This window comes from Methylobacterium sp. 285MFTsu5.1, assembly GCF_000383455.1.
In the GTDB taxonomy this organism is placed as follows: domain Bacteria; phylum Pseudomonadota; class Alphaproteobacteria; order Rhizobiales; family Beijerinckiaceae; genus Methylobacterium.
On the sequence record NZ_KB911297.1, the window covers coordinates 23,213 to 45,452 of the forward strand.

Annotated in this window: 36 protein-coding genes; 33 read left to right on the plus strand and 3 right to left on the minus strand. The window is 66.9% G+C overall.

Features of this window, described 5'->3' with window-relative positions; all coding sequences use genetic code 11:
* Nucleotides 1-30 precede the first annotated feature (30 nt).
* From H288_RS35270 to H288_RS0127235, 33 genes are all read left to right on the plus strand, one after another.
* Nucleotides 31-192 carry a hypothetical protein gene (locus H288_RS35270; RefSeq protein ID WP_020095706.1) on the plus strand — a complete coding sequence of 54 codons (162 nt, stop codon included), beginning with the start codon at nt 31-33 and terminating at the stop codon, nt 190-192.
* Between the two features lie 84 nt (nt 193-276).
* On the plus strand, nt 277-486 hold the full coding sequence (locus tag H288_RS0127075; RefSeq protein WP_020095707.1) for a hypothetical protein: 210 nt from the start codon (nt 277-279) through the stop codon (nt 484-486).
* Between the two features lie 9 nt (nt 487-495).
* Nucleotides 496-729: a hypothetical protein gene (locus H288_RS0127080; protein WP_020095708.1), complete on the plus strand. Its 234-nt coding sequence runs from the start codon at nt 496-498 to the stop codon at nt 727-729.
* Entirely contained in the window at nt 726-1,130 is a 405-nt protein-coding gene (locus tag H288_RS0127085) for a hypothetical protein (protein WP_020095709.1), read from the plus strand. The genes H288_RS0127080 and H288_RS0127085 overlap by 4 nt, the downstream gene beginning before the upstream one ends.
* The gene (locus H288_RS35275) at nt 1,130-1,411 is read left to right on the plus strand and encodes a hypothetical protein (protein ID WP_158684243.1); all 282 of its coding nucleotides are present in this window, start codon (nt 1,130-1,132) and stop codon (nt 1,409-1,411) included. The genes H288_RS0127085 and H288_RS35275 overlap by 1 nt, the downstream gene beginning before the upstream one ends.
* Entirely contained in the window at nt 1,398-1,649 is a 252-nt protein-coding gene (locus tag H288_RS0127095) for a hypothetical protein (RefSeq protein WP_020095711.1), read from the plus strand. Before H288_RS35275 ends, H288_RS0127095 begins: the two co-directional genes overlap by 14 nt.
* Nucleotides 1,650-1,704: 55 nt before the next feature.
* On the plus strand, nt 1,705-1,962 hold the full coding sequence (locus tag H288_RS32895; protein WP_043713203.1) for a DUF3310 domain-containing protein: 258 nt from the start codon (nt 1,705-1,707) through the stop codon (nt 1,960-1,962).
* A gap of 18 nt (nt 1,963-1,980) precedes the next feature.
* The gene (locus H288_RS0127105) at nt 1,981-2,289 is read left to right on the plus strand and encodes a hypothetical protein (RefSeq protein WP_020095713.1); all 309 of its coding nucleotides are present in this window, start codon (nt 1,981-1,983) and stop codon (nt 2,287-2,289) included.
* Nucleotides 2,286-2,552 carry a hypothetical protein gene (locus H288_RS0127110; RefSeq protein ID WP_020095714.1) on the plus strand — a complete coding sequence of 89 codons (267 nt, stop codon included), beginning with the start codon at nt 2,286-2,288 and terminating at the stop codon, nt 2,550-2,552. The genes H288_RS0127105 and H288_RS0127110 overlap by 4 nt, the downstream gene beginning before the upstream one ends.
* A gap of 68 nt (nt 2,553-2,620) precedes the next feature.
* Nucleotides 2,621-3,712: an ATP-binding protein gene (locus tag H288_RS0127115; protein ID WP_020095715.1), complete on the plus strand. Its 1,092-nt coding sequence runs from the start codon at nt 2,621-2,623 to the stop codon at nt 3,710-3,712.
* 47 nt (nt 3,713-3,759) lie between these two features.
* The gene (locus tag H288_RS0127120) at nt 3,760-3,984 is read left to right on the plus strand and encodes a hypothetical protein (RefSeq protein WP_158684244.1); all 225 of its coding nucleotides are present in this window, start codon (nt 3,760-3,762) and stop codon (nt 3,982-3,984) included.
* Entirely contained in the window at nt 3,981-4,319 is a 339-nt protein-coding gene (locus H288_RS0127125) for a hypothetical protein (RefSeq protein WP_020095717.1), read from the plus strand. Before H288_RS0127120 ends, H288_RS0127125 begins: the two co-directional genes overlap by 4 nt.
* Nucleotides 4,316-4,582, plus strand: a complete 267-nt coding sequence (locus tag H288_RS0127130) for a hypothetical protein (RefSeq protein WP_020095718.1) — start codon at nt 4,316-4,318, stop codon at nt 4,580-4,582. The genes H288_RS0127125 and H288_RS0127130 overlap by 4 nt, the downstream gene beginning before the upstream one ends.
* On the plus strand, nt 4,572-4,799 hold the full coding sequence (locus H288_RS0127135; RefSeq protein ID WP_020095719.1) for a hypothetical protein: 228 nt from the start codon (nt 4,572-4,574) through the stop codon (nt 4,797-4,799). The genes H288_RS0127130 and H288_RS0127135 overlap by 11 nt, the downstream gene beginning before the upstream one ends.
* Complete coding sequence (locus H288_RS0127140; RefSeq protein WP_020095720.1) at nt 4,786-5,037, plus strand: hypothetical protein; 252 nt, start codon at nt 4,786-4,788, stop codon at nt 5,035-5,037. The genes H288_RS0127135 and H288_RS0127140 overlap by 14 nt, the downstream gene beginning before the upstream one ends.
* Nucleotides 5,038-5,077: 40 nt before the next feature.
* Nucleotides 5,078-6,304, plus strand: a complete 1,227-nt coding sequence (locus tag H288_RS0127145) for a VWA-like domain-containing protein (protein WP_020095721.1) — start codon at nt 5,078-5,080, stop codon at nt 6,302-6,304.
* Nucleotides 6,305-6,312: 8 nt separating this feature from the next.
* Nucleotides 6,313-6,516: a hypothetical protein gene (locus tag H288_RS35280; RefSeq protein WP_158684245.1), complete on the plus strand. Its 204-nt coding sequence runs from the start codon at nt 6,313-6,315 to the stop codon at nt 6,514-6,516.
* Nucleotides 6,513-6,854 (plus strand): hypothetical protein, encoded by a 342-nt coding sequence (locus tag H288_RS0127150; RefSeq protein WP_020095722.1) that lies wholly within the window; start codon nt 6,513-6,515, stop codon nt 6,852-6,854. The genes H288_RS35280 and H288_RS0127150 overlap by 4 nt, the downstream gene beginning before the upstream one ends.
* Nucleotides 6,855-7,028: 174 nt before the next feature.
* The gene (locus H288_RS0127160) at nt 7,029-7,286 is read left to right on the plus strand and encodes a hypothetical protein (protein ID WP_020095724.1); all 258 of its coding nucleotides are present in this window, start codon (nt 7,029-7,031) and stop codon (nt 7,284-7,286) included.
* 177 nt (nt 7,287-7,463) lie between these two features.
* Nucleotides 7,464-8,108 carry a hypothetical protein gene (locus tag H288_RS0127165; protein ID WP_020095725.1) on the plus strand — a complete coding sequence of 215 codons (645 nt, stop codon included), beginning with the start codon at nt 7,464-7,466 and terminating at the stop codon, nt 8,106-8,108.
* Between the two features lie 327 nt (nt 8,109-8,435).
* Entirely contained in the window at nt 8,436-10,208 is a 1,773-nt protein-coding gene (locus H288_RS0127175; protein ID WP_158684246.1) for a DNA polymerase, read from the plus strand.
* Between the two features lie 26 nt (nt 10,209-10,234).
* Nucleotides 10,235-10,537 (plus strand): hypothetical protein, encoded by a 303-nt coding sequence (locus H288_RS0127180; protein ID WP_020095728.1) that lies wholly within the window; start codon nt 10,235-10,237, stop codon nt 10,535-10,537.
* A 372-nt stretch (nt 10,538-10,909) separates the two neighbouring features.
* A complete protein-coding gene (locus tag H288_RS0127185; protein WP_158684247.1) occupies nt 10,910-11,116 on the plus strand; it encodes a hypothetical protein in 207 nt (68 codons plus the stop codon).
* Between the two features lie 14 nt (nt 11,117-11,130).
* On the plus strand, nt 11,131-11,880 hold the full coding sequence (locus H288_RS0127190; protein WP_020095730.1) for a PD-(D/E)XK nuclease family protein: 750 nt from the start codon (nt 11,131-11,133) through the stop codon (nt 11,878-11,880).
* Between the two features lie 269 nt (nt 11,881-12,149).
* Nucleotides 12,150-12,392 carry a hypothetical protein gene (locus H288_RS0127195; protein ID WP_158684248.1) on the plus strand — a complete coding sequence of 81 codons (243 nt, stop codon included), beginning with the start codon at nt 12,150-12,152 and terminating at the stop codon, nt 12,390-12,392.
* The gene (locus tag H288_RS32900) at nt 12,389-12,706 is read left to right on the plus strand and encodes a hypothetical protein (protein WP_020095732.1); all 318 of its coding nucleotides are present in this window, start codon (nt 12,389-12,391) and stop codon (nt 12,704-12,706) included. The genes H288_RS0127195 and H288_RS32900 overlap by 4 nt, the downstream gene beginning before the upstream one ends.
* Nucleotides 12,703-14,277 (plus strand): DEAD/DEAH box helicase, encoded by a 1,575-nt coding sequence (locus tag H288_RS0127205; RefSeq protein WP_020095733.1) that lies wholly within the window; start codon nt 12,703-12,705, stop codon nt 14,275-14,277. The genes H288_RS32900 and H288_RS0127205 overlap by 4 nt, the downstream gene beginning before the upstream one ends.
* A 20-nt stretch (nt 14,278-14,297) precedes the next feature.
* On the plus strand, nt 14,298-14,714 hold the full coding sequence (locus H288_RS0127210; RefSeq protein WP_020095734.1) for a hypothetical protein: 417 nt from the start codon (nt 14,298-14,300) through the stop codon (nt 14,712-14,714).
* 58 nt (nt 14,715-14,772) lie between these two features.
* Entirely contained in the window at nt 14,773-15,996 is a 1,224-nt protein-coding gene (locus tag H288_RS34885; protein WP_051123787.1) for a hypothetical protein, read from the plus strand.
* An 82-nt stretch (nt 15,997-16,078) separates the two neighbouring features.
* The gene (locus tag H288_RS0127220) at nt 16,079-19,120 is read left to right on the plus strand and encodes a DUF927 domain-containing protein (protein WP_020095735.1); all 3,042 of its coding nucleotides are present in this window, start codon (nt 16,079-16,081) and stop codon (nt 19,118-19,120) included.
* Between the two features lie 17 nt (nt 19,121-19,137).
* Nucleotides 19,138-19,389, plus strand: coding sequence for a hypothetical protein (locus H288_RS0127225; RefSeq protein WP_158684249.1), 252 nt, complete (start codon nt 19,138-19,140; stop codon nt 19,387-19,389).
* Nucleotides 19,390-19,439: 50 nt separating this feature from the next.
* A complete protein-coding gene (locus tag H288_RS0127230) occupies nt 19,440-19,946 on the plus strand; it encodes a hypothetical protein (protein WP_020095737.1) in 507 nt (168 codons plus the stop codon).
* A gap of 50 nt (nt 19,947-19,996) precedes the next feature.
* A complete protein-coding gene (locus H288_RS0127235) occupies nt 19,997-20,344 on the plus strand; it encodes a hypothetical protein (protein ID WP_158684250.1) in 348 nt (115 codons plus the stop codon).
* Here H288_RS0127235 and H288_RS0127240 read toward each other — a convergent pair.
* The 3 genes from H288_RS0127240 to parA form a co-directional block, all read right to left on the minus strand.
* The gene (locus H288_RS0127240; protein ID WP_020095739.1) at nt 20,326-21,015 is read right to left on the minus strand and encodes a helix-turn-helix domain-containing protein; all 690 of its coding nucleotides are present in this window, start codon (nt 21,013-21,015) and stop codon (nt 20,326-20,328) included. The genes H288_RS0127235 and H288_RS0127240 overlap by 19 nt on opposite strands.
* Nucleotides 21,016-21,277: 262 nt before the next feature.
* Nucleotides 21,278-21,541 (minus strand): ribbon-helix-helix domain-containing protein, encoded by a 264-nt coding sequence (locus H288_RS0127245; protein ID WP_158684251.1) that lies wholly within the window; start codon nt 21,539-21,541, stop codon nt 21,278-21,280.
* Nucleotides 21,534-22,193: a ParA family partition ATPase gene (gene parA / locus H288_RS0127250; protein WP_020095741.1), complete on the minus strand. Its 660-nt coding sequence runs from the start codon at nt 22,191-22,193 to the stop codon at nt 21,534-21,536. Before parA ends, H288_RS0127245 begins: the two co-directional genes overlap by 8 nt.
* Between the last annotated feature and the right edge of the window lie 47 nt (nt 22,194-22,240).

Sequence of the window (22,240 nt, forward strand, 5' to 3'; positions counted from 1 at the left end):
CCCACCCACGATTACCCGGAAGGTAACGAGATGAGCGAGTTCATCGCGGCATTCGCCGCGTACCTGGCGGCCCTGGAGGCCGAGTACGGCCCCTACGTGTCGGCCCGCCTGACCCTGCGGGCGAACCACCCGACGCCGGAGGCGATGGCCTACTACGACTGGTACGACCGGCGCGCGGAGATGGCGGCCTGACACCCTGGCTGGCGCTCACACCGAGTGCCGGCCTCTCCCAACGACCGCTCACCACCACACAGAGCGATCGTCCGGAGAGGCGACATGTCCAAGGCTCTCACCCTCAACTTCGAGCACACCCAGGCCGGCATGCGGGTCTGGTTCAAGGACAACCTGGGCGGCTGGCACGAGCTGGAGCTGGTGCGATACCTGAGCCCCACGCTCGACACGGCCCGCGAGGAGCTGGCCTACATCGAGACGATCAAGGCCGTGCGCCCCGACATGGGGATCACGGTGCAGTCCCGTTACCACTGAGGGTAAGCGATGAAGCCGAGCGAGATCCGCTGGACCGACGGGGACAAGCCCTACAGCATGTCCCAGCCCCTCAAGCACCGGCGGACCGCGCTGCTCTTCACCGCCTACGTCACCGAGGACCGGGCCTACGACGTGCTCGGCCACGACACCAACAAGCTCGACCAGCGCGACCTCTCCGAGTTGGAGCTCGCGGCCGTGCTCGAGGCGTTCGACCCCGCACCTGAGAGGGACACCACCACATGAGCGACCCCGTCTCCGCGGCCTTCGGTGCCGCGACCCTGCCGCCACCGACCGACGAACCCAAGCCGCTATCACGCCGCCGCGCCAAGCACTCCCTTACCGACGAGGTAACGGCGCTGGCCCAGAGCCTGGGCGTCACACCCGTGCTCGTCGACGGCGTGCCGACCTACAAACCCGACGGGTTCGTGCTCGCCGTGAAGCGGGTCCACGACGCGCTGCTGGGGGTGAAGGACGACCTGCTCGCCCGGCACGAGGTGCTGGAGAAGCGCGAGGCCGCGCTCGAAGCCCGCGAGCTGGCGATCCAGGCGCGTGAGGAGCGGCAGGCCGGCTTCGAGGCCCTTGGCGAGCTGATCGCCTTCAAGCCCGCCAGCGCCCCGCGTAGGCGATTCCTGGGGGTGTTCTGATGGGCGCCCGTGACCCCTGGTGGCCACTCGACTGGCAAAACGGCACTGGCAACCCCTATGCCAGGATCAACGTCGAGGATGGCCGTGTTCTGACCGTCGATCATCGCCGGCACCCCGGTGAGTACCGCGTGCTCGAATACCCGAGCCCGACGACCAACCACACCCGGGACACCGTGGTCCACTCCATCATGGAGCTGCGCGCCCACCTGATCTGGGCGATTACCGGCCCGGGTAAGCCGAAGGATCCGAGCGAGGAGGCGCCGACCGATGCGGATCCGTGACCTACCCTGGAAGCCCTACGACGTGCCGGACATCGACGGCAACTGCAACACCAAGTACGCCGCGCTGGCCCTGGAAGACGGCCGGCTCCTGCGGTTCTGGATGCCCGGCAGCAAGGGGTGCGAGATCGAGGTCGGCGTCGACGCTGGCCCCCACGTCTACATGACCCTGCTCGAAGCGCGGAGCTTCCTCGTCGGATTGGGGTCGAAGCCTATTGCCCCCAAGCACCACAACATCTAGTAGAACCTAGCCGCCACCACCGGCTTATCGAAACCCCACCCAGTCGAGGACAGACGTGACCAAGCAACCATCTGCACTGACTGTGCAGGAGGGCGGATCCCACTACAAGGACCTGCCGATCCAGCCGGTCGAGTACATCCACGCGAACGGCATCCCGTTCTGCGAGGGGAACGTCATCAAGTACGTCTCCCGCTGGCGCTCCAAGAACGGCATCGCCGACCTCAAGAAGGCCCGGCACTTCATCGACCTGCTCATCGAGCTGGAGTCGAAGAAGCTCGACCTCGCCGCTATCACACCGCTCCCGCCGCGCTGATCTACCCACCCGGGTAACATGGCCGGCACGGCTGAGAAGGGCGTGCGGGGATTTCGCCCCTCGCACCGCCTGACCGGTTCGCGCGCCTACGCTTGCTGGGCCCGCATGAAGGCGAACGCCAACAACCCCAAGGCCGCCGGCTACCCCTACGTGGGCGAGCGCGGCCTCGGCTACGACCCGGCCTGGGAGCGCTTCGCCGCCTTCCACGCCGACATGGGCGACTGCCCCGAGGGGCACACGCTCAGACGCCGCGACCACACCCAGGGTTACTCGAAGGGTAACTGCGTGTGGATGCTCCTCTCCGACGCACGAAAGTCTCCACGATGAGCCTCCAGCTGAACCCGGCCAAGGTGATCCCGGGCCACGCCCACGCGCGCCTCACCCGCTTCGTGCCATCCCTGCCGGGCGACATGCTCTGCACGGTGGATCGCACCACCAACATCTGCACGGTCAACCGGGCCCTCTACGACCAGCTCCCGCGCCACCAGCAGAAGGCGGTGTTCCGCGCCGAGGGCGACGTGCGCGCCGTGGCCCCGGCCAACGACGACACGGTCGACGCCATCGAGAGCATCTTCGCGGCGATCGCCTGACGCGCCGCTATCACGATCCCCGCCACCACGGGGCTGAACACCAACCCACCCACGAGGACGAAACCACCATGAAGCTCAACGACTTCCAGAACGCGATCGTCGCCCTCTACGACGCCAAGGTGTCGGTGTACCTGCGCTCGTCGCCCGGCCGCGGCAAGTCGACTGTGATCGAGAGCGCCCCCGAGCTGCTCCAGGCGGCCAAGGGCGGCAACTTCGGGATCGTCGTCATCAACGCCGGCAACATGAACGTGCCCGACGCCGGCGGCTACCTCATCCCGGTCGAGACCCCCGACGGGCGCGCCGAGAGCCGCTACACCGAGCCCTACTGGTTCGTTACCAGGGAGGGTAAGCGGATCCACGAATACGACGGCGGCATCATCCTGATCGACGAGATGGACAAGGCCGACGTCGACGTGAAGAAGATCCTCGGCGAGGCGATGCTGTCCGGCCGGCTCGGCACGCACTTCATCCCCGAGGCCTGGCGCGTCTGGGGTGCCGGCAACAAGTCGAGCGACCGCTCCGGCTCCACGAAGGAGCTCGACCACCTCATCAACCGCCGCCTCGAGATCGAGGTCGACGACGACCTCACGGCCTGGGACGACTGGGCCGGCGCCAACGGCATCCACCCGGTGGTCCGCACCTTCGTCAACCAGAACCCGCAGATCGTCTTCCAGGATGGCGTGCCGGAGAAGCAGGGCCCCTGGTGCACGCCCCGCTCGATCGTCAACTGCGGGCGCATGCTCATGCAGTTCGCCGGCGGGCCGGGCGCGCCACTCCCAACCACGCCGATGGCCAAGGAGCTGGCGGCCGGCATGATCGGCGCGGGTGCGTCGGCCCAGCTGTTCGCCACGATCCAGCTCGAGAAGGAGATGCCGCTCTACGCGGACATCCTGGCGAACCCCACCAGCGTGAAGCTGCCCAAGGACAACCCGGCCGCGCAGATGCTGATCTGCTACCAGCTCGCCGCCCGGGTGACGGAGACCGAGGCCAAGGCGGTCATCACCTACGTGGACCGGATGCCGAAGGAGTTCGCCGTCCTGTTCGCCAAGGCGGCCTGCAAGCGGGACCCGTCGCTCGTCGACACCGACGACTTCGGCGACTGGGCGCTGGAGAACAGCTCCCTCATGCAGGCGATCATCAACACCCGCACCAAGAAGTGAGGCGCGAGGGGGAGGGCAACCTCCCCCTTACCCAGCGGGGTAACACCATGAAATTCCGGGACCTGACCTGGGTCCACCCGGTCGGCTCGAACGGCCGCCGCAGCCAGCACATCCACGAGCCCGGCACGAGGCGCACCTTCCTCGTCTGGGACAACATGGATGGCACCTTCGACCTGATGCGGATAGGCGGCCACGAGGGAGACGCCGAGCGCCTCTCCCGACTGGAAGCCGCCGTGCTCATCGCCCCCATGAAGGAGGGTAGGCACCCATGAAATTCCGGGACCTCGTGTTCACCCAGAGCACGAAGACGGCACGCTGGCAGAGCCAGCAGTTGCGCATACCCGGCGAGCCCGAGGCACGCACCTACACCGTGATCGACCGCAGCCGGGACGTGGCAGACCGCAACTACACGATGGGCGGCTTTGCCATCCGCCTGCTGCGCAACGGCCTCTACTCCAAGCTCCATGCCGGCGGCGTGCCCGGCGGGCTGTCGAAGCTGGAGCTGGCAGCATTCATCGCCGGCATGGAGCCGGCCGAGAACCCGAAGCCCTACCGCTGCACCACCACGAAGCCGCGGAAGATCCTACCCACGGAGGTAACCGAATGACCGAGGCTGAACTCGACAAGGTCGCGACCGACCCGTCGATGACGATCTCGCTGGAGCTGGTCGTCCGCGTCGACAACCGCGCTATCACGCCCGCCGAGCGCCGCGCCCTCCACCAGATGATGGTCAAGGCGGCCAAGCGCATGGGCGCGCAGCTCGCCCTGGCGGTGCAGGACCCCCGCACCGTGAAGCTCGCCTGCAAGCGCCTGTCGAGCGCCACGGGCCAGATGAACATCAACCTCGCGGAGGATGCCGATGAAGAATGAGCAGGGGTTCAAGCTGGAGATCAACTACGACGCGGCGATGATGAACGACGCCATGAAGGCGCAGCTGGAGAAGATGGTCCGGGATTTGGGCCGCAAGCTGCAGCTGAAGTGCGTGCTGCTAGCCAACCCGGATGTGCTGGACGTCGCCTTCGACGAGTGGACGCCGGCCGGCTGGAAGCCCGTCGCACCCCCGGAGGACGGTGATGCGGGTGCGTGACCTTCGCTGGGAGTCCGGTGGCGCCAATAAGCTGGTCAACGACTTATGGATGATGTCCCAGCAGATGCGTTCGATCCGCAACCCGACAGAGATCTATATTGTATGTCGCCAAAAGAGCCGCAGTGAAGACACGTATGATGTAGACTCAATCCGCAACGGATCGGTTTACGAACACATGACCGAACTGGACAGATTTGAACTGGCCGTAGTCCTGACCGGCATGACCGAAGTTACCTAGACGGTAACACTTCCTCACCACCACACAGAGGAATACCCCAATGCAGACTGCCACCCTCGACCGTAAGCAGCAGCGCGCCTGGACGGAGACGCGCACCACCTTCCTCTACAACTGCCCGGCGTTCAGCCATCTGCTCTACACGTTGCTATCACACAACGGCGAGACGGCGCGCTTCACGACCGACGTCCCGATCGCGGCGACCGACGGCACGCACATCTTCCTCAACCCCGACACCTTCCTGACCATGACGCTCGCCGAGCGGGTGTTCGTCCTGGGCCACGAGGTGGCGCACGCCATGTTCGGGCACTGCGAGTGGCTGCACGGCTGCCGGGTCAAGAATGAGGTCCGTTACCCCGACGGTAAGGTCCTGCCCTACAACGACCGGGCCATGAACGTGGCGCTCGACTACTTCATCAACGCCATGCTGGTCGACGCCGGCATCGGGCAGATGCCCAAGGTCGGGTGCTACGACAAGAAGTACACCACGGAGATGCCCTCGCTCGACATCTACCGGGCGATCTACAAGGAGCAGAACCTCCCCGAGAACTTCGACCAGCACCTCGACCCGGGCACCGGCGACGGCACGCCGGCGGCGCAGGCCGCGCAGGACCGCAACGAGCAGGTCTGGAAGACGGAGATCGCCGCGGCGCTGGCCTCCGCCAAGGCCCAGGGCAACCTCCCTGCCGCCCTGGAGCGCGCGCTGGGCGAGATGCTCGATCCCAAGGTGAACTGGCAGGATCACATCCGAGCGCTCTTTGCGAGGAAGATCGGCTCGGGCGGCAACGACTGGCGCCGGCCGGACCGCCGACTCATCACCCGCAAGCACCGCATCGTCTCCCCGGGCCGGTCCGGCTACGGCTGCGACACCATCGTGGTCGGCGTCGACACGTCTGGCTCGATCGGCCAGCAGACGCTCGCGCACTTCTTCGGCGAGATGGGCGGCATCCTCGAGGACCTGAACCCGCGCCAGCTCATCGTCATCTGGTGCGACGCCAAGGTGCATCGCACCGACACCCTTGAGGACATGTCCGACCTCAACCAGCTGCGTGCCAAGAAGGCGCCGGGCGGGGGCGGCACGTCGTTCGAGCCGGTGTTCCAAGAGGTGTTCGACCAGCGCATCCAGCCCGACGCGCTCGTGTACCTCACGGACGGCCTGGGCGTGTTCCCGCCGACCGAGCCGAAGTACCCGGTGATCTGGGGCTCGATCTACGAGGACGCGAAGTACCCCTGGGGCGAGGTCGTCCAGATCCCCCAGGTTACCGGGTGAGGTAAGCCATGGGCGGAGCATACAGAGCCCCGCAGGCGCCGGACTTCCTGTCCAGCCGACCCACCTGCGAGATCCTGGCGAAGGAAGTGGCCTGCCCCAAGTGCGGGGCGGCCAAGAGCCATCGGTGCCGGCGCGGCTCCTTCCCCTGGCGCCGGCTCGACAAGCCCCACCCCGAGCGGATCTCCCGCGCATCCCTCAAGTACCAGCCATGATGGGCAAGTCACTGCCGAGCCAGATGCAGGACATCTACGACGAGGTAGCGAAGCTGGATTTCTCATCCATCGTGTACCCCCGGCGCGCCGGGAAGTCGTCGGTGCTGACCGCAGGGTACGGGGCCGCCAACACAGGGCGCACCCCGCCCCAGCCCGACCCCAACGCCCTGGCGCGCCGGGTCGCATGCCCCGCCTGCAAGGCACCCAAGGACACCCCCTGCATCCGGGTCTACCCGGCGAGCAAGAACCCGCGGCGCCGGCGTATGCGGAAGCTCTGGGCCGCCCACGAGGCGCGCATTGCCCGCGCCGCCCTGATCTGTGAGGAGCTGACCGGATGACCGCGCTATCACCGGCCCACCTGCCACCCCTGGTCAAAGCCTGGACCGAAGCCGTCCAGGCCGGCCGCATCACCTGGGAGGAGGGCAGCAGCTTCGTGGACGCGATATGGGACGTCCTGGCCCAGCACCGCGCCCACGGCGCCTTCCCTCCCCCGAAGCCCGCGGAGCCTGCCAGTGGCCAAACGTGACCCCTGGTGGCCCATCCAGTACGGGGACGAGTGCGGCGCCTCCTACATGCCGCACAAGCGGATCCTCCTGCCGTCCGGCATCGAGGTGTTCGCCGTGGACTCGGAGACCCATGAGGGGGTGTACCGGATCGCCGTCATGCGCGAGCCGGGCCTGCACCTGAACCGGAACTCCGAGATCATCCCCTGCAGTGACACGCTGGAACTGCGCGCGAAGCTACTAGCCCTCGCTTACCCGGAAGGGTAATGTGATCCACCGGCGGGTCCACCACCCCGCTTATACCCACCCCACCCAAGTAGTCACGAAGGTTGCCAACCCATGTCTGCCTTTCCGGACAAGCAGAGTGCATCCGTGCACTCTGTGATCGCTCGCCTATACAGTCGAGCCATCGCCCACAAAGCCTGCACCCTTACGCATGACGACATGAAGTCGCTGCTGGTGCGACCCGAGCACTTCCAAGCGGTCGAGGACGCCCGCGAGCTGTTCGGCAATTCGAGCGGCGACACGGCCACCCTCATGGTCGACGACCCCGCCGGCAAGGGCGCGCAGGTCAACGTCGAGGTCGAGCTGGCGGTCTCCCGCGAGAACCCCGGCTTCCCCTTCCCCACCTACGTCGGCCAGGAGGTCTACGGCGACCCCGAGGGCGAGCCCCGCAAGAAGCTCGCGTCATGGGTCAAGTGGCGCGTGAAGGTCGGCCGGGACTGGTGCTTCGCCAATCAGGTCTTCTACGAGCTCAACCGCCGCTGCTCGACGCCGGCCCAGGTCCGCTACTTCTGGCCCTCGATCGTGGGCCTGCTCGCCCTTTCCGAGGACGACAAGGTGCGCGGCAAGGCGGACAAGCTGCGCGCCTACAAACCGCCGGCCGGCATCCCACGCGTGGAGAAGCCGCTCGCCGAGGCCTGCCGGTCGGCGTCCGCTATCATCGCCAAGGGCCTGCTCTACCCCGAGACCGAGGAGCGGACCTCAGCTGCCGACGCCGGCGCAGTTCGCCTGTCGATGGCGAAGTTCACGACGCCGGAACGACCCTGGGACCCCGGCAAGCACTGCCAGCTTATATTCCCAGGCTGAGCCCAAGCGTTTGCAGTAGCGCAAATAAATGGGGGAGCAGACCACCACAGCCGCTCCCCCGAACTCCCACCCAGGAGTAGCCCAACCCCGTGAGGGGCAAAGGTTGAGCGTCATATACGCCCGCCTTTGGGGAGAGTCAAACCCACCTCTGAGGCCCCTATGCTTCCGCAATACAGTGTGCTCGACTTCGAGACATTCTATAGTGCCGACTACTCCCTGCGTAAGATGACGCCGGTCGAGTATATTTTGGATCCTCGTTTTGAGTGTATAGGCTGCTCTATTACCGAGGGTGACGCCGGCACATCGTACTTCGTCGAAGAGGACGGATTGAAGAGTTACCTGATCGGTAAGCGGGATGCACAGCGTCGGGGCGAGAAGTTCGTAGTTATCAGCCACAACGCACTGTTCGACATGTGCCTGTTGGCCTGGCGGTTCGGCATCGTGCCGGACCTGATGATTGACACGATGGGCATCGCTCGCGCGAAGGTGAACGCCTTTACAGGGTCCGTGTCGTTGGCGTCTGTCGCCAAGCACCTAGGCATTGGCGTGAAGGGCGACACCATCGGCAAAGTCATCGGCATGAGGAAGGCCGACATCAAGTCTGCTGGCCTCTGGGATGCGTACGCCCGCTACGCGTGCAACGACGGCGACCTGTGCCGGGAGATCTGGAAGCGGTTTCGTAAAGATTTCCCGCCGCAGGAACTATTGGTCATGGACATGGTACTGCGCGCCGCTATCACGCCGCGGTTCAAGCTCAACCAAGACCTCCTGGCGGTCCACCTCAACACCGTCAAAGCCGCCAAGCAGGACCTGCTCGCACGCACCGGCATCATGTCGAAGGACGACCTCATGTCCAACGACAAGTTCGCCGACGCCCTGCGCGCCCTCGGCGTGGAGCCGGAGACCAAGACCTCCCCAACCACAGGCAAGGCCACCTACGCCTTCGCCAAGACCGACGCCTTCATGGCGTCCCTGGACGAGCACCCCAACCCGGACGTGCAGGCCCTGGTCGCCGCCCGGCTGGGCTTCAAGTCGACGCTTGAGGAGACCCGCACCCAGCGCCTCCTGACCATCTCCCAGCTTACCTGGCCCGGTAACCTGGGCAGTGGGTGGATGCCGATCCCGCTCAAGTACTCGGGTGCCCACACCCACCGGCTCAGTGGGGACTGGCAGCTCAACATGCAGAACCTGGGGCGGGGCTCGCCCCTGCGGTCCTCCCTGGAGGCGCCCGACGGTTACGTCGTGGTCGTCGCCGACGCCTCCCAGATCGAGGCCCGCCTGGTGGCCTGGCAGGCCGGTCAGGACGACCTCGTGGCGTCCTTCGCCCGCAACGAGGACATCTACTCCAACTTCGCCGGCCAGCACGTCTACCACCGGCCGGTCAACAAGAAGGACCACCCCAAGGAGCGGTTCGTCGGCAAGCAGGCGATCCTCGGGCTCGGCTACGGCATGGGCAAGCCGAAGTTCTACACCAAGGTGAAGTCGGACAGCCGGCTCCAGCTCGGCGAGGAGATCGACCTCGGCATCGAGGGTGCCGGCGCCGTGGTCGACGGCTACCGCAAGGGGTTCGCCCAGATCCCCAAGGCCTGGAAGACGCTCGACGCGCTCATCCCGCAGATGGCCCACGGCGATCCTCGGGCGATGTTCGGGCCGTGCGAGGTTCGGCACCAGGAGGTGATCCTGCCGAACGGCCTGAGCCTCTACTACCCGAAGCTTACCCAGGAGGTAACGCCGCGGGGCGGGCAGTGGGTGTTCCGCAACGGCAAGCGGATCAAGTTCCTCTGGGGCGGCACCTTCCTCGAGAACCTCACCCAGGCGCTGGCCCGGGTGTGCAACTTCGAGGCGGCGCTGCGGCTGCGCAAGGAGTTCCCGCGCTTCCGCATGGCCCATCAGGTCCACGACGAGCTCATCTACGTGGTGCCGGGCCGGCTGGAGTTCGAGCAGCTCCACAACGGCAAGACCAAAACCCACGTGTTCGGGCCGGCCCGCGAGTTCCGGGACGCGCTCATCGCCTTCCTGTCCACCCCGCCGGCCTGGGGCCCGGCCATCCCGCTCGCCGCGGAGGGCGACGTCGGGCTCAACTACGGAGACGCGAAGTGAAGTGCCGGTGCGGAGCGGAGACCCGCGTGGTGGACAGCCGCCCCCACAAGGATGACCCGACCATCGTCGTACGCCGCCGGGTCTGCACCGACTGCGAGGTGCGGGTCACGACCCAGGAGAGCACGGTGGACGTGGGCAAGTACCGGGCCCGCAACCGGCGCCTGTCGAAGAAGCATCGGGCCGTCACACCCCCGGACGAGCTGGCGGCGAAGAACCGGGTCTATCAGGCCCGGCACCGCCTGGAGCGTGCGGCCAAGGATGAGGCCAGGGAAACCGGACTTTCGGTCAGTTCCATTCGGGCTCGATGGGGTTTGGAAGCGAGTCAGTAGATCCTAGTTATGGTAAAGTATTGGTTGACAGAAGGGCGGCAGGGGCTAGATTAGATCTCGCTTCGACGAGGCCCTTCCCCGGCTCCGTTGGCGTTTCCTCCCTGTGGACTCTGGCGGTGGATTTCGGTCCACCGCCCCTTTCACCTGTGAACGCACCGGCCACCACCCGGTAAGCCCCACCCAGCTGCCCAACCTTCACGTGAGGGGCATTTCTGCATGAGTAATTTGTCAGATGCTTGGAAGCATCTTGCCCTGCAGAATGGGCATTTCAAGATCGATCCTCTAGCAGGTTCGCCTACAGTTCTGGGTCAGCAGCCGACCCCACCGCGACGCGACAGCATGATGGGCCCCACGCCGTGGGAGATGCTCGAGATGCGCCTTCGCTTCCTGGGAACGCGCGGCCAGCTGCTGACCTTCGGCGGCGGCGGCAAGGGGTTCCGGGTCTGCGCCGTCGAAGAGTTACCCACCCAGGTAATCGTGTTCGCCATCAACGAGGGCGAGCCAATCACGCTCACCGATGAGCGCGAGATGTTCCCGAGCGACAAGCTGATCTCCAAGATCAAGCTGCTCACAGCATAACAATCAGGAACGCCATGACCGTCGTCACCACCACACGGTCACGCCCAGCGCGTGCCAAACCTTTCGCTTGGTCCTACTCCAAGATCAAGAACTTCGATTCGTGCCCGAAGCGCTACTGGCACATCGACGTCAACAAGGACATCAAGGAAGAGGAGAGCGAGAACCTCAAGCAGGGCAACCTGCTCCACGACGCGGCCGCCAAGCGCATCGATGCCGGCAAGCCCCTGCCGGCGACCACCGTCTACCGGGAGGAACTCGAGGCCTGGTGCCAGAAGATCCTGGTCGGCCACGCCAACACCAAGGCGTTCGAGGCGGCCCACCCCCAGGCCAAGATGCTGGTCGAGCAGAAGCTCGCTATCACGGAGAGCTTCGGACCCACCACATGGTTCGGCACCGACGCCGCGCCGGCGTGGTTCCGCGGGATCGGGGACGTCATCAAGGTCGTCGGGCCGGTCGCCCTCATCATCGACTGGAAGACGGGCAAGATCGTCGAGGACAGCCAGCAGCTGGCGCTGATGGCGGCCTGTGTGTTCGCCCACCACCCCGAGGTCCAGCGCGTCCGGTCCCAGTTCATCTGGCTGAAGGAGGACGCCGAGAGCCGGGCGGACTACTCCCGAGCCGACATGCCGAAGATGTGGGCCGGGATCCTGCCGAAGGTCCACACCCTCAAGCACGCCCACGAGAACACCCTGTTCCCCGCCAAGCCCGGCGCCTTGTGCCGGCGCTGGTGCCCTGTTCACGTCTGCCCGCACCACGGGGAGTGAGCTGTGGCGGTTACCACCTGGGGTAACGAGTGGCACGACCACGGAAACAACACTGGGTGGACGGGCCTAAAGCAGGCACTCACGTCCTTCCTGCCTGACAAAGCATATATCGAAGACATACAGGCTTTTAAACAGCCTGACACGTTCTCAGTAACATTCATGGTGGCGGTTATATTCTACCACGGACAACGGCACGTCATTAAATGCCCGGCTGAGAATAACCGGTACTTCCCGACATCACTATTCAAAGCCAAGATTGGACTGCTCGCATGAGAATGGTTCACGACAACTACCCGTCGATCATCCACGCCATCAACACCGAGATCGGCGGCACCGAAGTGCGGGTGATCGGGATCCAGAAGTGGGCGATGGACACCCGCACCTACTGGCAGGTCGCCTACGGCCATCTCGACGACGAGATCACGAAGGCGAAGGTCCTGCGAACCGAGCCGACCCTCGATGGCGCCTTCCCGACCCGCGAGATCCTGTCCAAGTTGAGGCTGCTCGCATGACGCCCGAGGGCAAGGTCAAGCAGGCCACCACCAAGGTTCTCAAGAAGTACGAGCCGCGCGTCTACTACAACATGCCAGTACCCAACGGGTACGGGGAGAGCATGCTGGATTATGTCGGGTGCGCGAACGGCACGTTCTTCATGATCGAGACGAAGCGGCCCGGCAAGAAACGCACGGACCGCCAAAACCAGTGCGCCGCCCGCGTCGAGCGTGCCGGCGGTCGCGTGTTCACCATCGACAGCATCGAGAGCCCCGTCCTGCAGGCTCTGGACGTGTGGCTCGCAGCGCAGCTCGCCCGAGGGGCCGTCCCGTGATCCAGATCAGCAAGGCCCACAAGATGATGGGCGTCCCCCTGCGGGAGGACATCGCCAACCTCTTCCCCGACGCCAAGCGCGTTACCTTCCAGGGTAACCCGACTCTGGTCCTGCCCCACGGCTTCGTGGAGACGAAGCTCCTGCGGAACGTCGGCATCGAGGCACCTGCCCCGATCATGCACCACTACGCATGGCCGGACGCGCAGGGGTTCACCCCCTTCGAGGTGCAGAAGAAGACCGCCGAGCTGCTGACCACCAACACCCGCGCCTACGTGCTGAACGGCATGGGCACGGGCAAGACCAAGAGCACCCTGTGGGCCTACGACTTCCTGCGTCAGGAGGGGCTCGCCCGGCGGATGCTCGTGGTGGCGCCGCTCTCGACCCTCAACTTCGTGTGGGCCCGGGAGGTGTTCCGCACGCTCCCACACCTGTCGGTGTCGGTCCTGCACGGCGATAAGCGCAAGCGCCTCAAGCGGCTCGCCGAGGAGCACGATATCTACGTCGTGAACCCCGACGGCCTGGGTGTCATCGCCGGCGCCCTGGTCGACCGGCCGGACATCGACGTGGTGTGCATCGACGAGATCAGCGCCTTTCGGAACGGCTCGTCCAACCGGAACAAGATCGCGCGCCGGATCACCAAGGACCGGCAGTGGGTGTGGGGGCTCACCGGCACGCCGACCCCGCAGGCCCCGACCGACGCCTGGGGCCAGTGCATCATCGTCACCCCCCACACCGTGCCGAAGTACTTCGGTCGGTTCCGCGACGAGGTGATGAACAAGGTCGCCACCTTCAAGCATGCCCCCAAGGAGGATGCCACCGAGCGGGTGTTCAAGGTGATGCAGCCGGCGGTGCGCTACTCCCTGGAGGACGTAACCGAGCTGCCGGACCTGATCGAGCGCACGGTCGACGTCGAGCTGGGCAAGCGCCAGGGCGAGATCTACGAGACCCTGCGCAAGCACGCCTACGCGGCGATCGACAAGGGCGAGGTCACGGCGGCCAACGCCGGCGCGGTGCTTTCCAAGCTGCTGCAGGTGTCCCTCGGGTACGTCTACGGCAAGGAGGTTACCGAGGCGGGTATCGAGAAGGTGGTCCACACCCTCGACAACGAGGCCCGCATCGAGGCGCTGATCGACGCGGTCAACTCGACCTCGGAGAAGGTGATCGTCTTCGCCCCCTTCACCCACGCGCTCGCCGGCATCAAGGAGGCGCTGGCGCGTGAGGAGATCGAGGCCGCTATCATCGACGGCTCCACTCCTAAGGGCGACCGGGACGGCATCTTCGCGGCCTTCCAGGGCACGTCGAAGTACAAGGTGATCGCCGCCCACCCGGCCACGATGAGCCACGGCCTCACCCTAACCGCCGCCGACACCATCGTGTGGTTCGGACCCACGACGTCGCTTGAGATCTTCGACCAAGCGAACGCCCGTATCCGCCGCATTGGGCAGACCAAGAAGCAGCAAATTCTGATGTTTCAAGGCACTTCCGCCGAGAAGCGGATGTATGCTAGACTTCGGGATAAGCAAAAGACGCAGGATAACCTGCTCGATATGTTCGCTGGGGCCAGCGAATAGTTACCACAGGAGGTAAACTCTTGAACGCTCACACCCCACCACCACCACAGGTCGTCGACCTCGGGGTCTACATCGCGAAGTACCTGCAGCTGCGGGACAAGATCAAGGCGATCAAGGACCGGCACAAGGCCGAGCTGGCCCCCTACAACGAGGCCAAGGAGGTTCTGGAGGGCATGTTTCTCCGCCACCTCAACACCGTGGGCAGCGACAGTTCGGCGACCAAGGGCGTCGGAACGGTCTACCGCACCACCAAGAGATCGGCTACGATCCAGGACATCGAGGAGTTCCGGAAGTTCGTTCTCGCGAACGGCGCCTGGGACCTAGTCGATTTCAAGGCCAACGCGCCGGCCGTCGCAGACTTCGTCGAGCAGTCCGCGGCACCACCACCCGGCGTCAACTTCTCCCAGTCCTTCGAGGTCGGCGTCCGTCGATCCTGACGGGACTTACACCGATACGAAACCCCACCCCCACCGAGTAGAACCCAAAGGTTACCCCATGAACGCTCTCGTGAACCAGGCCTCCTTCGGTCAGCTGCCGGCTGCCTTCGCCGGCATGGCGTCCGCCCCCGGCATGAACGACGAGTTCGGCGGCGGCATCGTCCTCGGCTTCCCGGTCCTGTCGATCCGCGGCAAGACCTGGCACGTGAAGGAGCGCGGCGAGGAGCGCCTCCTCACCCAGCCGAACGGCGACCCGATGTTCAGCCTCGAGGTCGTGCTGGTGAAGGCCACCGCCAACCTCACCAAGGTCTACTACCCGAACGGCTACACCGACGGCGCCAACGAGAAGCCCTCGTGCTGGTCGTCCGACGGCCTGCGCCCCGACGCCGCGGTGGAGCAGAAGGTGTCCAACGCCTGCGCCACCTGCCCGATGAACCAGTTCGGCTCGAAGATTACCGACGCGGGTAAGCAGGCCAAGGCGTGCTCCGACTCCAAGCGCGTCGCCATCGTGCCGGCCGGCAACTTCGACATGTTCGGCGGCCCGGTGCTGCTGCGCATCCCGGCGGCGACGCTGGGCGCCTTCAAGGACTACGCCGAGCGCATGAGCCGCAACGGCTTCCCGGTGCCGGCGATCGTCACCAAGGTCGCGTTCGACCCGCAGGAGGCCTACCCGAAGCTGACGTTCAAGGAGGTCCGCCCGCTGTCCGAGGCCGAGGCCGCCGAGATCGTGGCCCTGCGCTCCGACCCGCGCGTCGCCCGCATCCTGTCCGAGGCCACCGAGATCCCGGCGGCCGCCCCCGAGCAACAGGCCGGTGGCGTGAGCTGGGAGCAGCCCGGTGCCGCGGCGCCGGCGCCGACCGTGAGCCAGCAGGCCACGGCCGCGGTCCAGACGCCGCCCCAGGCTGCCCAGACGAGCCCCCAGGCGGCAGCGGCGGTCGCTGAGGCTCAGGAGCTGGTCCGGCAGCAGAACGCCGCCAAGGCGGCAGCTGAGGCCGCGGCCAAGCGCGCCGCCGAGGACGCTGCCCGTCAGGCTGCCCAGGAGACCGCCGAGGCCCAGGCCCGCGCCAAGATGGAGGCGGAGATCCGCGCTCGCGTCGAGGCCGAGATGCGGGCCGCCATGGGCGCCGCGGCGCCGGCCGCGACCGTCGCTGCCACCGAGGCCGCCAAGCCGGCGGTCGAGGACGCGGTGATCGTCTCCGAGACCCCGGCGCCCGGCACCGCCGCGGCCGCCGTCGCCGCCCCGGCCGACTTCGACAACCTGCTCGACGGCCTCCTGGGCTGATCCCCAGCACAGTCACCGCCACCACCACAGGGTCGGGGATCACCTCCCCGGCCCTTCTCGACTGTCACGGGACACCCGGGAAATGCTGGATCAAGCACAGGCCTACCTGTCGCGCGTGGTGCCGTGGGTTGAGGGCGCATTCGTCAACATCCATTGGACCTCCGCGAAGCTGAACCCGAACAACGGCAAGCCGTACTGGCAGGGCCGGGCACACTCGACGCTGGACGAGACCCTCAAGACGCTGAAGTGGGCCGTCGGCAAGCCCGACATCCGGGACATCTACGTCTGCATGTCGGCCCAGGCCACGTGCGAGGACAAGGTCGCCGCCGGCGGGCGGTTCTCCTACCGCAAGGCGATCAAGGGCACGCACACCGCGGTCGGGCTCAAGTCGCTGTTCCTCGACCTCGACGTGAAGCCGGACGAGCTGGACAAGGCCTACGCCTCGACCAAGGACGCGATCACGGCGCTGCGGGACTTCATCCAGGCGACCGGCCTGCCCCAGCCCACCATGGCCGTGGCGTCCGGCACGGGCGGCGTGCACGTCTACTGGTGCGTCAGCCGCACCATGGGCCGCGAGGAGTGGCAGCCGATGGCCCAGGCGCTCGTGGAGGCGACCCGCCGCCACGGCCTGAAATGCGACACCCAGTGCACCATCGACGCCGCCCGCGTCCTGCGGGTGCCGGGCACGCTCAACTGGAAGAAGGGCGACCCGCTCCCGGTTACCCTCGGGGTAAAGTCGGTGCAGCCCGGCGACTACGCCGTCGAGGACCTGCAGGCGGCGCTGGCCCCGTTCATGGGAGCCCAGGTGCTGGCCTTCACCGGCGCGACCCCCGGCATGGCGCCACGCGCCGCCCAGATGCCCGGCCTCAACGACGAGTTCACCGCCGGCATCGCGGAGGCGATCGCCCGGCCGCCGGTGGATCTGGATTCCGTGGCGGATACGTGCGGATTTGTGCGGGACGCGCTGGTTTCTGGCGGTTCCTCGTTGTCGAACCCGCTCTGGAACCTCACCACCCTGCTCGCGACCTTCGGCATGGGCGGCGACGGCAAGGACGGCCGGGCCCAGGCACACCGGATGGCAATGGGCCACCCGGGCTACACCCACGCCTCCACGGACGAGCTCTACGACCGCAAGCTCCGGGAGAAGCAGGAGCGCAACATCGGCTGGCCGAGCTGCTCGACCATTCAGGGTTCGGGCTGCACCAACTGCGCGACCTGCCCGATGGCCGCGATGGGCAAGAGCCCGCTCAACTACGGCAAGCAGACCGTGGCGACCGTGCAGGCCGCCGCGGCCATGGGCGTATCACCGGCCGGCGTGGTGATCGCCCCGGGTTTCCCGGGCGCCCCGGCGCTCAAGGTGGACGACGTTCCCGACGGCTACACCCGCAACGCCCGGAACCTCGTGTTCAAGATCGTCGTGGACGAAAACGGCACCGCCGAGCAGCGTCTCGTCCTCCCATACAGCCTTCACACGGGCTGGCTGCAGGACGACCCCTGGACGCTCCACTTCTCTACCCGGCTGGGTAACTCCCAGAAGGACACGCAGATCTCCATCCTCCAAGAGCATCTGCAGGGCCGTGACTTCGCCAAATACTTGGGCCGCCAAGGTGTCGCGGTTCAGAAAAGCCATTCTGCCCTCCTACAGGAGTATCTCTTGGCCTGGATCACCAAGCTCCAATCCATGGCCGAGGGCGTGGTTTCCTCCGCGCCCTTCGGATGGGTCACCGTCGGGAACAAGCTCGACGGCTTCGCCTACGCCGGCCGGGTGTGGACCCCGACGGGCGACAAGCCGGCTTCCGCGCCCAACCCCCAGACCGAGGTCCAGTACCGCCCCCGCGGCGACCTGCAGCCCTGGATCGACGCGGCCGCCTACATCAACGGCCAGAAGCGCCCGGCGCTCGACACCATCATCGCCTCGGCGTTCGGCGCGCCGCTGATGAAGTTCTGCAACGAGGCGGGCGTCATCCTGTCCGCCTACTCGACCGAGAGCGGCATCGGTAAGTCGACCGCCCTCAAGGTCGCGCAGTCCGTGTGGGGCAACCCCCAGACCGCGATGCAGATGCTCAGCGATACCGAGAACTCCGTGCTCAAGAAGGTCGGCGAGCTGCGCTCGCTGCCCCTGTTCTGGGACGAGATCAAGGGCGACGAGCAGACGTCCAAGTTCGTAAACTTAGCGTTCCAGTTAAGCTCGGGCAAGGAGAAGTCCCGTTTGAGTGCGGATGCGGGCTACCGGGCCATGGGTAGCTGGCAGACCATGCTGGTGTCCGCCTCGAACGACAGCCTGATCGACCCGATCGTCCGGCAGACCAAGACCACCACCGCGGGCATCTACCGGGTGCTCGAGTTCCGGGTGCCGCCGGCGGCGCTCAACGTCGACGCCCACGGCGTGGTCGCTCGGCTGGTCGGCAAGACCCAGGACAACTTCGGGCAGGCGGGCCTCGCCTTCGCGAAGTTCCTGGGGGCCAACCACGAGCGGGTTACCCGCGAGGTAGCCGAGCTGCAGGACAAGCTGACGGCCAAGCTCAAGGCGACCCCGGACGAGCGGTTCTGGATCGCCGGCCTGACCTGCTGTGTGCTCGGCGCCCGGTACGCGAACGAACTGGGCCTGACCCAGTTCGACGTGGCCGGCCTCCTGCAGTTCCTGACCGGGACCATGACGGCCATGCGGGAGAACCGCTCGGCCCAGCCGGTGGACATGCGCTCGCCGGAGGCCATCTCGACGGTCCTCCAGCAGTTCCTGGCCGCCCAGCAGGGCCGGCACACCCTGGTGACGGACCGGATGCACGTCGGCGCTGGCCGGCCGCCGGCGGGCTCGATCAAGGTCCTGTCGGACCCGGCCCGCCTCGACGGCATCCACGTGCAGATCGGCGTGTCCAACAAGCTGATGCGGATCTCCAACACGGTGTTCCGCGACTGGCTCGCCCACAAGGGCTACTCGCCCCACCTCGTGGTCGAGGCGCTCAAGGGCCAGTTCTCCGCCCGCCGCACCACCGCGATCCTGGGCTCGGGCTCCGTGCTCGCGCAGATGCGCCAGGACGTCATCGAGGTGGACTTGGGCGGGCAGACGCTGGTCGACCTGCACGAGTTCGATGGGACGGCGCCGGCCGCGGCGGTAACGCCATGAGCCGGCCCGGGATCACGATGCAGGAAGTGCTCCGTGAGTTGCCTGAGAGGCGGCGTGACGAGATCTTCGTCGCTCTGCTCAGCAAGGCGCTCACGATAAACCCGCGCGCGTCGTCCATTGCCGACCTGCACCGGGCGCTGGGGGACATCGAGGGATTGACCCTCGTGTCCACCTTCCGAGGGCGCGCCTCGGATGAAGCTCTGATCGACCGATGGACCCGGCTCGACGGTGACCCGAAGGCGATCGCGCGATTCCTGCTCCGGGCCTGACTTACCTGGCCGGTAACACCACCACACCCTCACCCACCACTGAGGTCCTAATGCCCCACCCAGCGACCGCGCCGAAGCGCCGACTGATCCCCTATGCCGGCTGGGAGCCGCCCCCGGTCCGCAAGCCACGCCCGAAGCTCGCCGTGGTCGAGAGCACCCGCCCGGCCATCGAAGACGCCAAGCGGTCCAAGTCGCGCCGCGGCCCGAACATCAAGCCCGAGGTGAAGGCCGAGATGCGGCGCCTGGAGGTTGAGGAGGGGCTGCTGCGGCAGGACATCGCCCGGCGCCTTGGCATCTGCCAGAGCACGGTGTCGAAGACGCTCGGCAAGCTCCCTGCCGACCACGTCCCCCGAAATCGGAAAGCGACTATCGAGGACCCGGCCTGGATGGTTAGGGCCCGCGCGATCGCCGCCGAGAATCCCAAGCTCACGCACGCCGAGATCGGCAAGATGGTCGGCCGGCATAGGTCGACGGTGCAGAAGGCCCTCGACCCGGGCAAGCACCGGCAGGCGGTCCTGCGGGCCCGGGAGAGGCGCGGCACGGCGGGGCGCGGGTGATGGGCACGGTTCGACCTGTGACGGGGTCGGAGGTCAAGGAGATGCGGGAGATGTTCCGCACCCACAGCGCCGAGACGGTGGCGCTGGCGTTCGACCGGGACCGGGACACGGTCACCCGCTACTGCCGGGACGAGCGGCCGACCCCCCTGCACCACCACACCGACGAGCGGAATCTGCGCCTGCTCCACGCCTACCACAGCGCCGAGCGCGGGCAGCGCCAGGAGGTGGCGACCAGATTCGGCTACGCCAACGTCAACTCGATGAAGTTCGCCGTCCGGCTGCTGGAGCGGCGCTACGGCTACAAGCCTACGCGTTCAGCATCCACAGCCCGGCGGCGATCAGCCCGAAGGCGATCCACACCAGCGGACCCTCCTCGCGGTCACCCCGTTTCAGGGTGACCGCCCCCACCGCGAATCCGGCGAACACCAACGCTGCACCCATCACCGCCCTCTTGCCGGCAGCCCTTCCGGCCGTGCCGACGCACCGAATCCACAGACCTAGAACAACCAGTAGACGTGCCCTGCGGGGATTTGCACCCACTCCGGGCCAACCTGAGCCAGGCCATCCAGGCGGCATCGACGATTCTCACGACGTTCGTGTCGTTGCGGTAACGCGCGACCCGGCGCTCCTCGACCGTGACCAGGCCGGCCAGGCGCGCGAATCTCAGGGCGTTGCGCACCGTGCTCTCGGATACCCCGGCGGCCGCCGCGATGTGCCCGATGCTGAGCGCGCAGCTACCCCGCTGGGTAGCCTCCTGGGCGACGACGGCGAGCGCGGCCTGTTCCGCCAGGGTGAAGCGGGCTGCTATTCCGGGGGGCATCCGCCCGGCCGCCGCCCAGCGCCGGCGGCGCGCCATGCTCTCGCCGGATCGGGGCCTCGAGCCCACGCGCGGGAGCGCCCTCTCTGCCGGCACGACGAGCGTGCGATTCTCGATCAGCGCGGACAGCTCGGCGGCTTCCGCCTCCGACACCCCTCCATCCCCGAACGCGCGCCACAGCAGCGCCGTCACGCCGGGGAGGTCCCCACGCGCGCAGCCCTCTATGGCCCGCCGGATCTCGGCAGCCACCATCGTTCACGGTCCCCAGCGGGCCGCGGTCCGGGTCCAGGCACGACTTCATCGTCGACGGAACCGGGGTTCCATCTTGACGCCGAGGGCGCCGTGTGGCCTGTAGGGGGTGTTGACCGGCCCCTATCAGGCCACCTCGATTTCGCGGGCTCTCCAGTTGGCGCTGGGGGGCCCGTAGTCGTTTCAGGGATCAGCTCGCGGCGGTCATCTCCTGTTAAGGGGGCCCATGTCGGCCGAGTCCCACGGTCAAGTCAACGTGACCCCCTCACGCTGAGCGTGTAATCCGCCGGCGCTCGAACACGGCGTTGACCCCCTCGACCAGCAGATCCTGGATCGTGGTGTCCTCCTTGGCGGCCAGCACCTTGAACTGCCGGAAGGTCTCCTCGTCGACGTAGGCGGTCAGGTTACGCTTGCCGATGCGGGTGCTGGCGACCCGGTGCTGGGTGGTCTTGGCCGGCACGGTTACCGGCTCCGGTAAGGCTTCTGGTGCCGCCCCCTTGCGGGTGAACAGGGTCGCTCGCTTACTCATCGTCTCCTCCCACTGTGCCTACAGGCCGGCGCGCCGATAGCCCCACACGCCCGCACGCCCACATGAGGAGGTCCCACGCCTCCTCGGCCGCCTTGCCCTCGGGCTCGAACTCGGTGGCTGTCCGACCGTCGATCACGGCGTGGCTGTAGGCGACGCGCTGGTGGATGACGACGGGAGCGATCCGGGCGCCGCGACCCTCAAGGTCGGAGCTGGCCTCGCCCACGAGGGCCGAGCGCACCGGCGCGCACGAAAGCACGACGAACGGCTCCTTGCGGGCGATCTCGGACAGCTCCAGCGTCGCGGCGATCGCCTCGAGGTCGAACCGGGCCGGCCGGCAGGGGATCAGGATCAGGTCGGCGGCGCGCATCGCCAGCAGCGAGGCCCGGTCGGCGTTGGGTGCCGTGTCCACCACGACGAGGTCCGCGCCGTTGTCGCGCGCGGCGTCGAGCATCTCCTGCAGGCGCTCGGCCTGGGCCGAGACCACGTCCGGCGGCTGCTCGCGGGTGTCGCCCCACTTCGTGGCGCTGGCCTGGGGATCGAGGTCGACGACCGCCGTGGCGAGGCCGGCCTCGGTGGCCGCGACCGCCAGATGCAGCGCGATCGTCGTCTTGCCCGATCCGCCCTTCTGGGAGATGACCGCTATCGTCTTCATGGCACGCCCGCTTGTAGGCGTGATGGCGTGCCTACAAGCGGACGGCT

Excerpts from the sequence above, each read along its gene's own strand:
- H288_RS0127245 (WP_158684251.1), bottom strand. The coding sequence starts at position 21,541 with ATGAGTAAGCGAGCGACCCTGTTCACCCGCAAGGGGGCGGCACCAGAA.
- H288_RS0127075 (WP_020095707.1), top strand. The coding sequence starts at position 277 with ATGTCCAAGGCTCTCACCCTCAACTTCGAGCACACCCAGGCCGGCATG.
- H288_RS32900 (WP_020095732.1), top strand. The coding sequence starts at position 12,389 with ATGACGCCCGAGGGCAAGGTCAAGCAGGCCACCACCAAGGTTCTCAAG.
- H288_RS35280 (WP_158684245.1), top strand. The coding sequence starts at position 6,313 with ATGGGCGGAGCATACAGAGCCCCGCAGGCGCCGGACTTCCTGTCCAGC.
- H288_RS0127165 (WP_020095725.1), top strand. The coding sequence starts at position 7,464 with ATGAAGTCGCTGCTGGTGCGACCCGAGCACTTCCAAGCGGTCGAGGAC.
- H288_RS0127085 (WP_020095709.1), top strand. The coding sequence starts at position 726 with ATGAGCGACCCCGTCTCCGCGGCCTTCGGTGCCGCGACCCTGCCGCCA.
- parA (WP_020095741.1), bottom strand. The coding sequence starts at position 22,193 with ATGAAGACGATAGCGGTCATCTCCCAGAAGGGCGGATCGGGCAAGACG.
- H288_RS34885 (WP_051123787.1), top strand. The coding sequence starts at position 14,773 with ATGAACGCTCTCGTGAACCAGGCCTCCTTCGGTCAGCTGCCGGCTGCC.
- H288_RS0127125 (WP_020095717.1), top strand. The coding sequence starts at position 3,981 with ATGAAATTCCGGGACCTCGTGTTCACCCAGAGCACGAAGACGGCACGC.
- H288_RS0127190 (WP_020095730.1), top strand. The coding sequence starts at position 11,131 with ATGACCGTCGTCACCACCACACGGTCACGCCCAGCGCGTGCCAAACCT.
- H288_RS0127110 (WP_020095714.1), top strand. The coding sequence starts at position 2,286 with ATGAGCCTCCAGCTGAACCCGGCCAAGGTGATCCCGGGCCACGCCCAC.
- H288_RS0127115 (WP_020095715.1), top strand. The coding sequence starts at position 2,621 with ATGAAGCTCAACGACTTCCAGAACGCGATCGTCGCCCTCTACGACGCC.
- H288_RS0127220 (WP_020095735.1), top strand. The coding sequence starts at position 16,079 with ATGCTGGATCAAGCACAGGCCTACCTGTCGCGCGTGGTGCCGTGGGTT.
- H288_RS0127225 (WP_158684249.1), top strand. The coding sequence starts at position 19,138 with ATGCAGGAAGTGCTCCGTGAGTTGCCTGAGAGGCGGCGTGACGAGATC.
- H288_RS0127230 (WP_020095737.1), top strand. The coding sequence starts at position 19,440 with ATGCCCCACCCAGCGACCGCGCCGAAGCGCCGACTGATCCCCTATGCC.
- H288_RS0127240 (WP_020095739.1), bottom strand. The coding sequence starts at position 21,015 with ATGGTGGCTGCCGAGATCCGGCGGGCCATAGAGGGCTGCGCGCGTGGG.
- H288_RS0127195 (WP_158684248.1), top strand. The coding sequence starts at position 12,150 with ATGAGAATGGTTCACGACAACTACCCGTCGATCATCCACGCCATCAAC.
- H288_RS0127130 (WP_020095718.1), top strand. The coding sequence starts at position 4,316 with ATGACCGAGGCTGAACTCGACAAGGTCGCGACCGACCCGTCGATGACG.
- H288_RS0127150 (WP_020095722.1), top strand. The coding sequence starts at position 6,513 with ATGATGGGCAAGTCACTGCCGAGCCAGATGCAGGACATCTACGACGAG.
- H288_RS0127185 (WP_158684247.1), top strand. The coding sequence starts at position 10,910 with ATGCGCCTTCGCTTCCTGGGAACGCGCGGCCAGCTGCTGACCTTCGGC.
- H288_RS0127120 (WP_158684244.1), top strand. The coding sequence starts at position 3,760 with ATGAAATTCCGGGACCTGACCTGGGTCCACCCGGTCGGCTCGAACGGC.
- H288_RS0127145 (WP_020095721.1), top strand. The coding sequence starts at position 5,078 with ATGCAGACTGCCACCCTCGACCGTAAGCAGCAGCGCGCCTGGACGGAG.
- H288_RS0127135 (WP_020095719.1), top strand. The coding sequence starts at position 4,572 with ATGAAGAATGAGCAGGGGTTCAAGCTGGAGATCAACTACGACGCGGCG.
- H288_RS0127235 (WP_158684250.1), top strand. The coding sequence starts at position 19,997 with ATGTTCCGCACCCACAGCGCCGAGACGGTGGCGCTGGCGTTCGACCGG.
- H288_RS0127095 (WP_020095711.1), top strand. The coding sequence starts at position 1,398 with ATGCGGATCCGTGACCTACCCTGGAAGCCCTACGACGTGCCGGACATC.
- H288_RS0127140 (WP_020095720.1), top strand. The coding sequence starts at position 4,786 with ATGCGGGTGCGTGACCTTCGCTGGGAGTCCGGTGGCGCCAATAAGCTG.
- H288_RS35270 (WP_020095706.1), top strand. The coding sequence starts at position 31 with ATGAGCGAGTTCATCGCGGCATTCGCCGCGTACCTGGCGGCCCTGGAG.
- H288_RS0127080 (WP_020095708.1), top strand. The coding sequence starts at position 496 with ATGAAGCCGAGCGAGATCCGCTGGACCGACGGGGACAAGCCCTACAGC.
- H288_RS0127105 (WP_020095713.1), top strand. The coding sequence starts at position 1,981 with ATGGCCGGCACGGCTGAGAAGGGCGTGCGGGGATTTCGCCCCTCGCAC.
- H288_RS35275 (WP_158684243.1), top strand. The coding sequence starts at position 1,130 with ATGGGCGCCCGTGACCCCTGGTGGCCACTCGACTGGCAAAACGGCACT.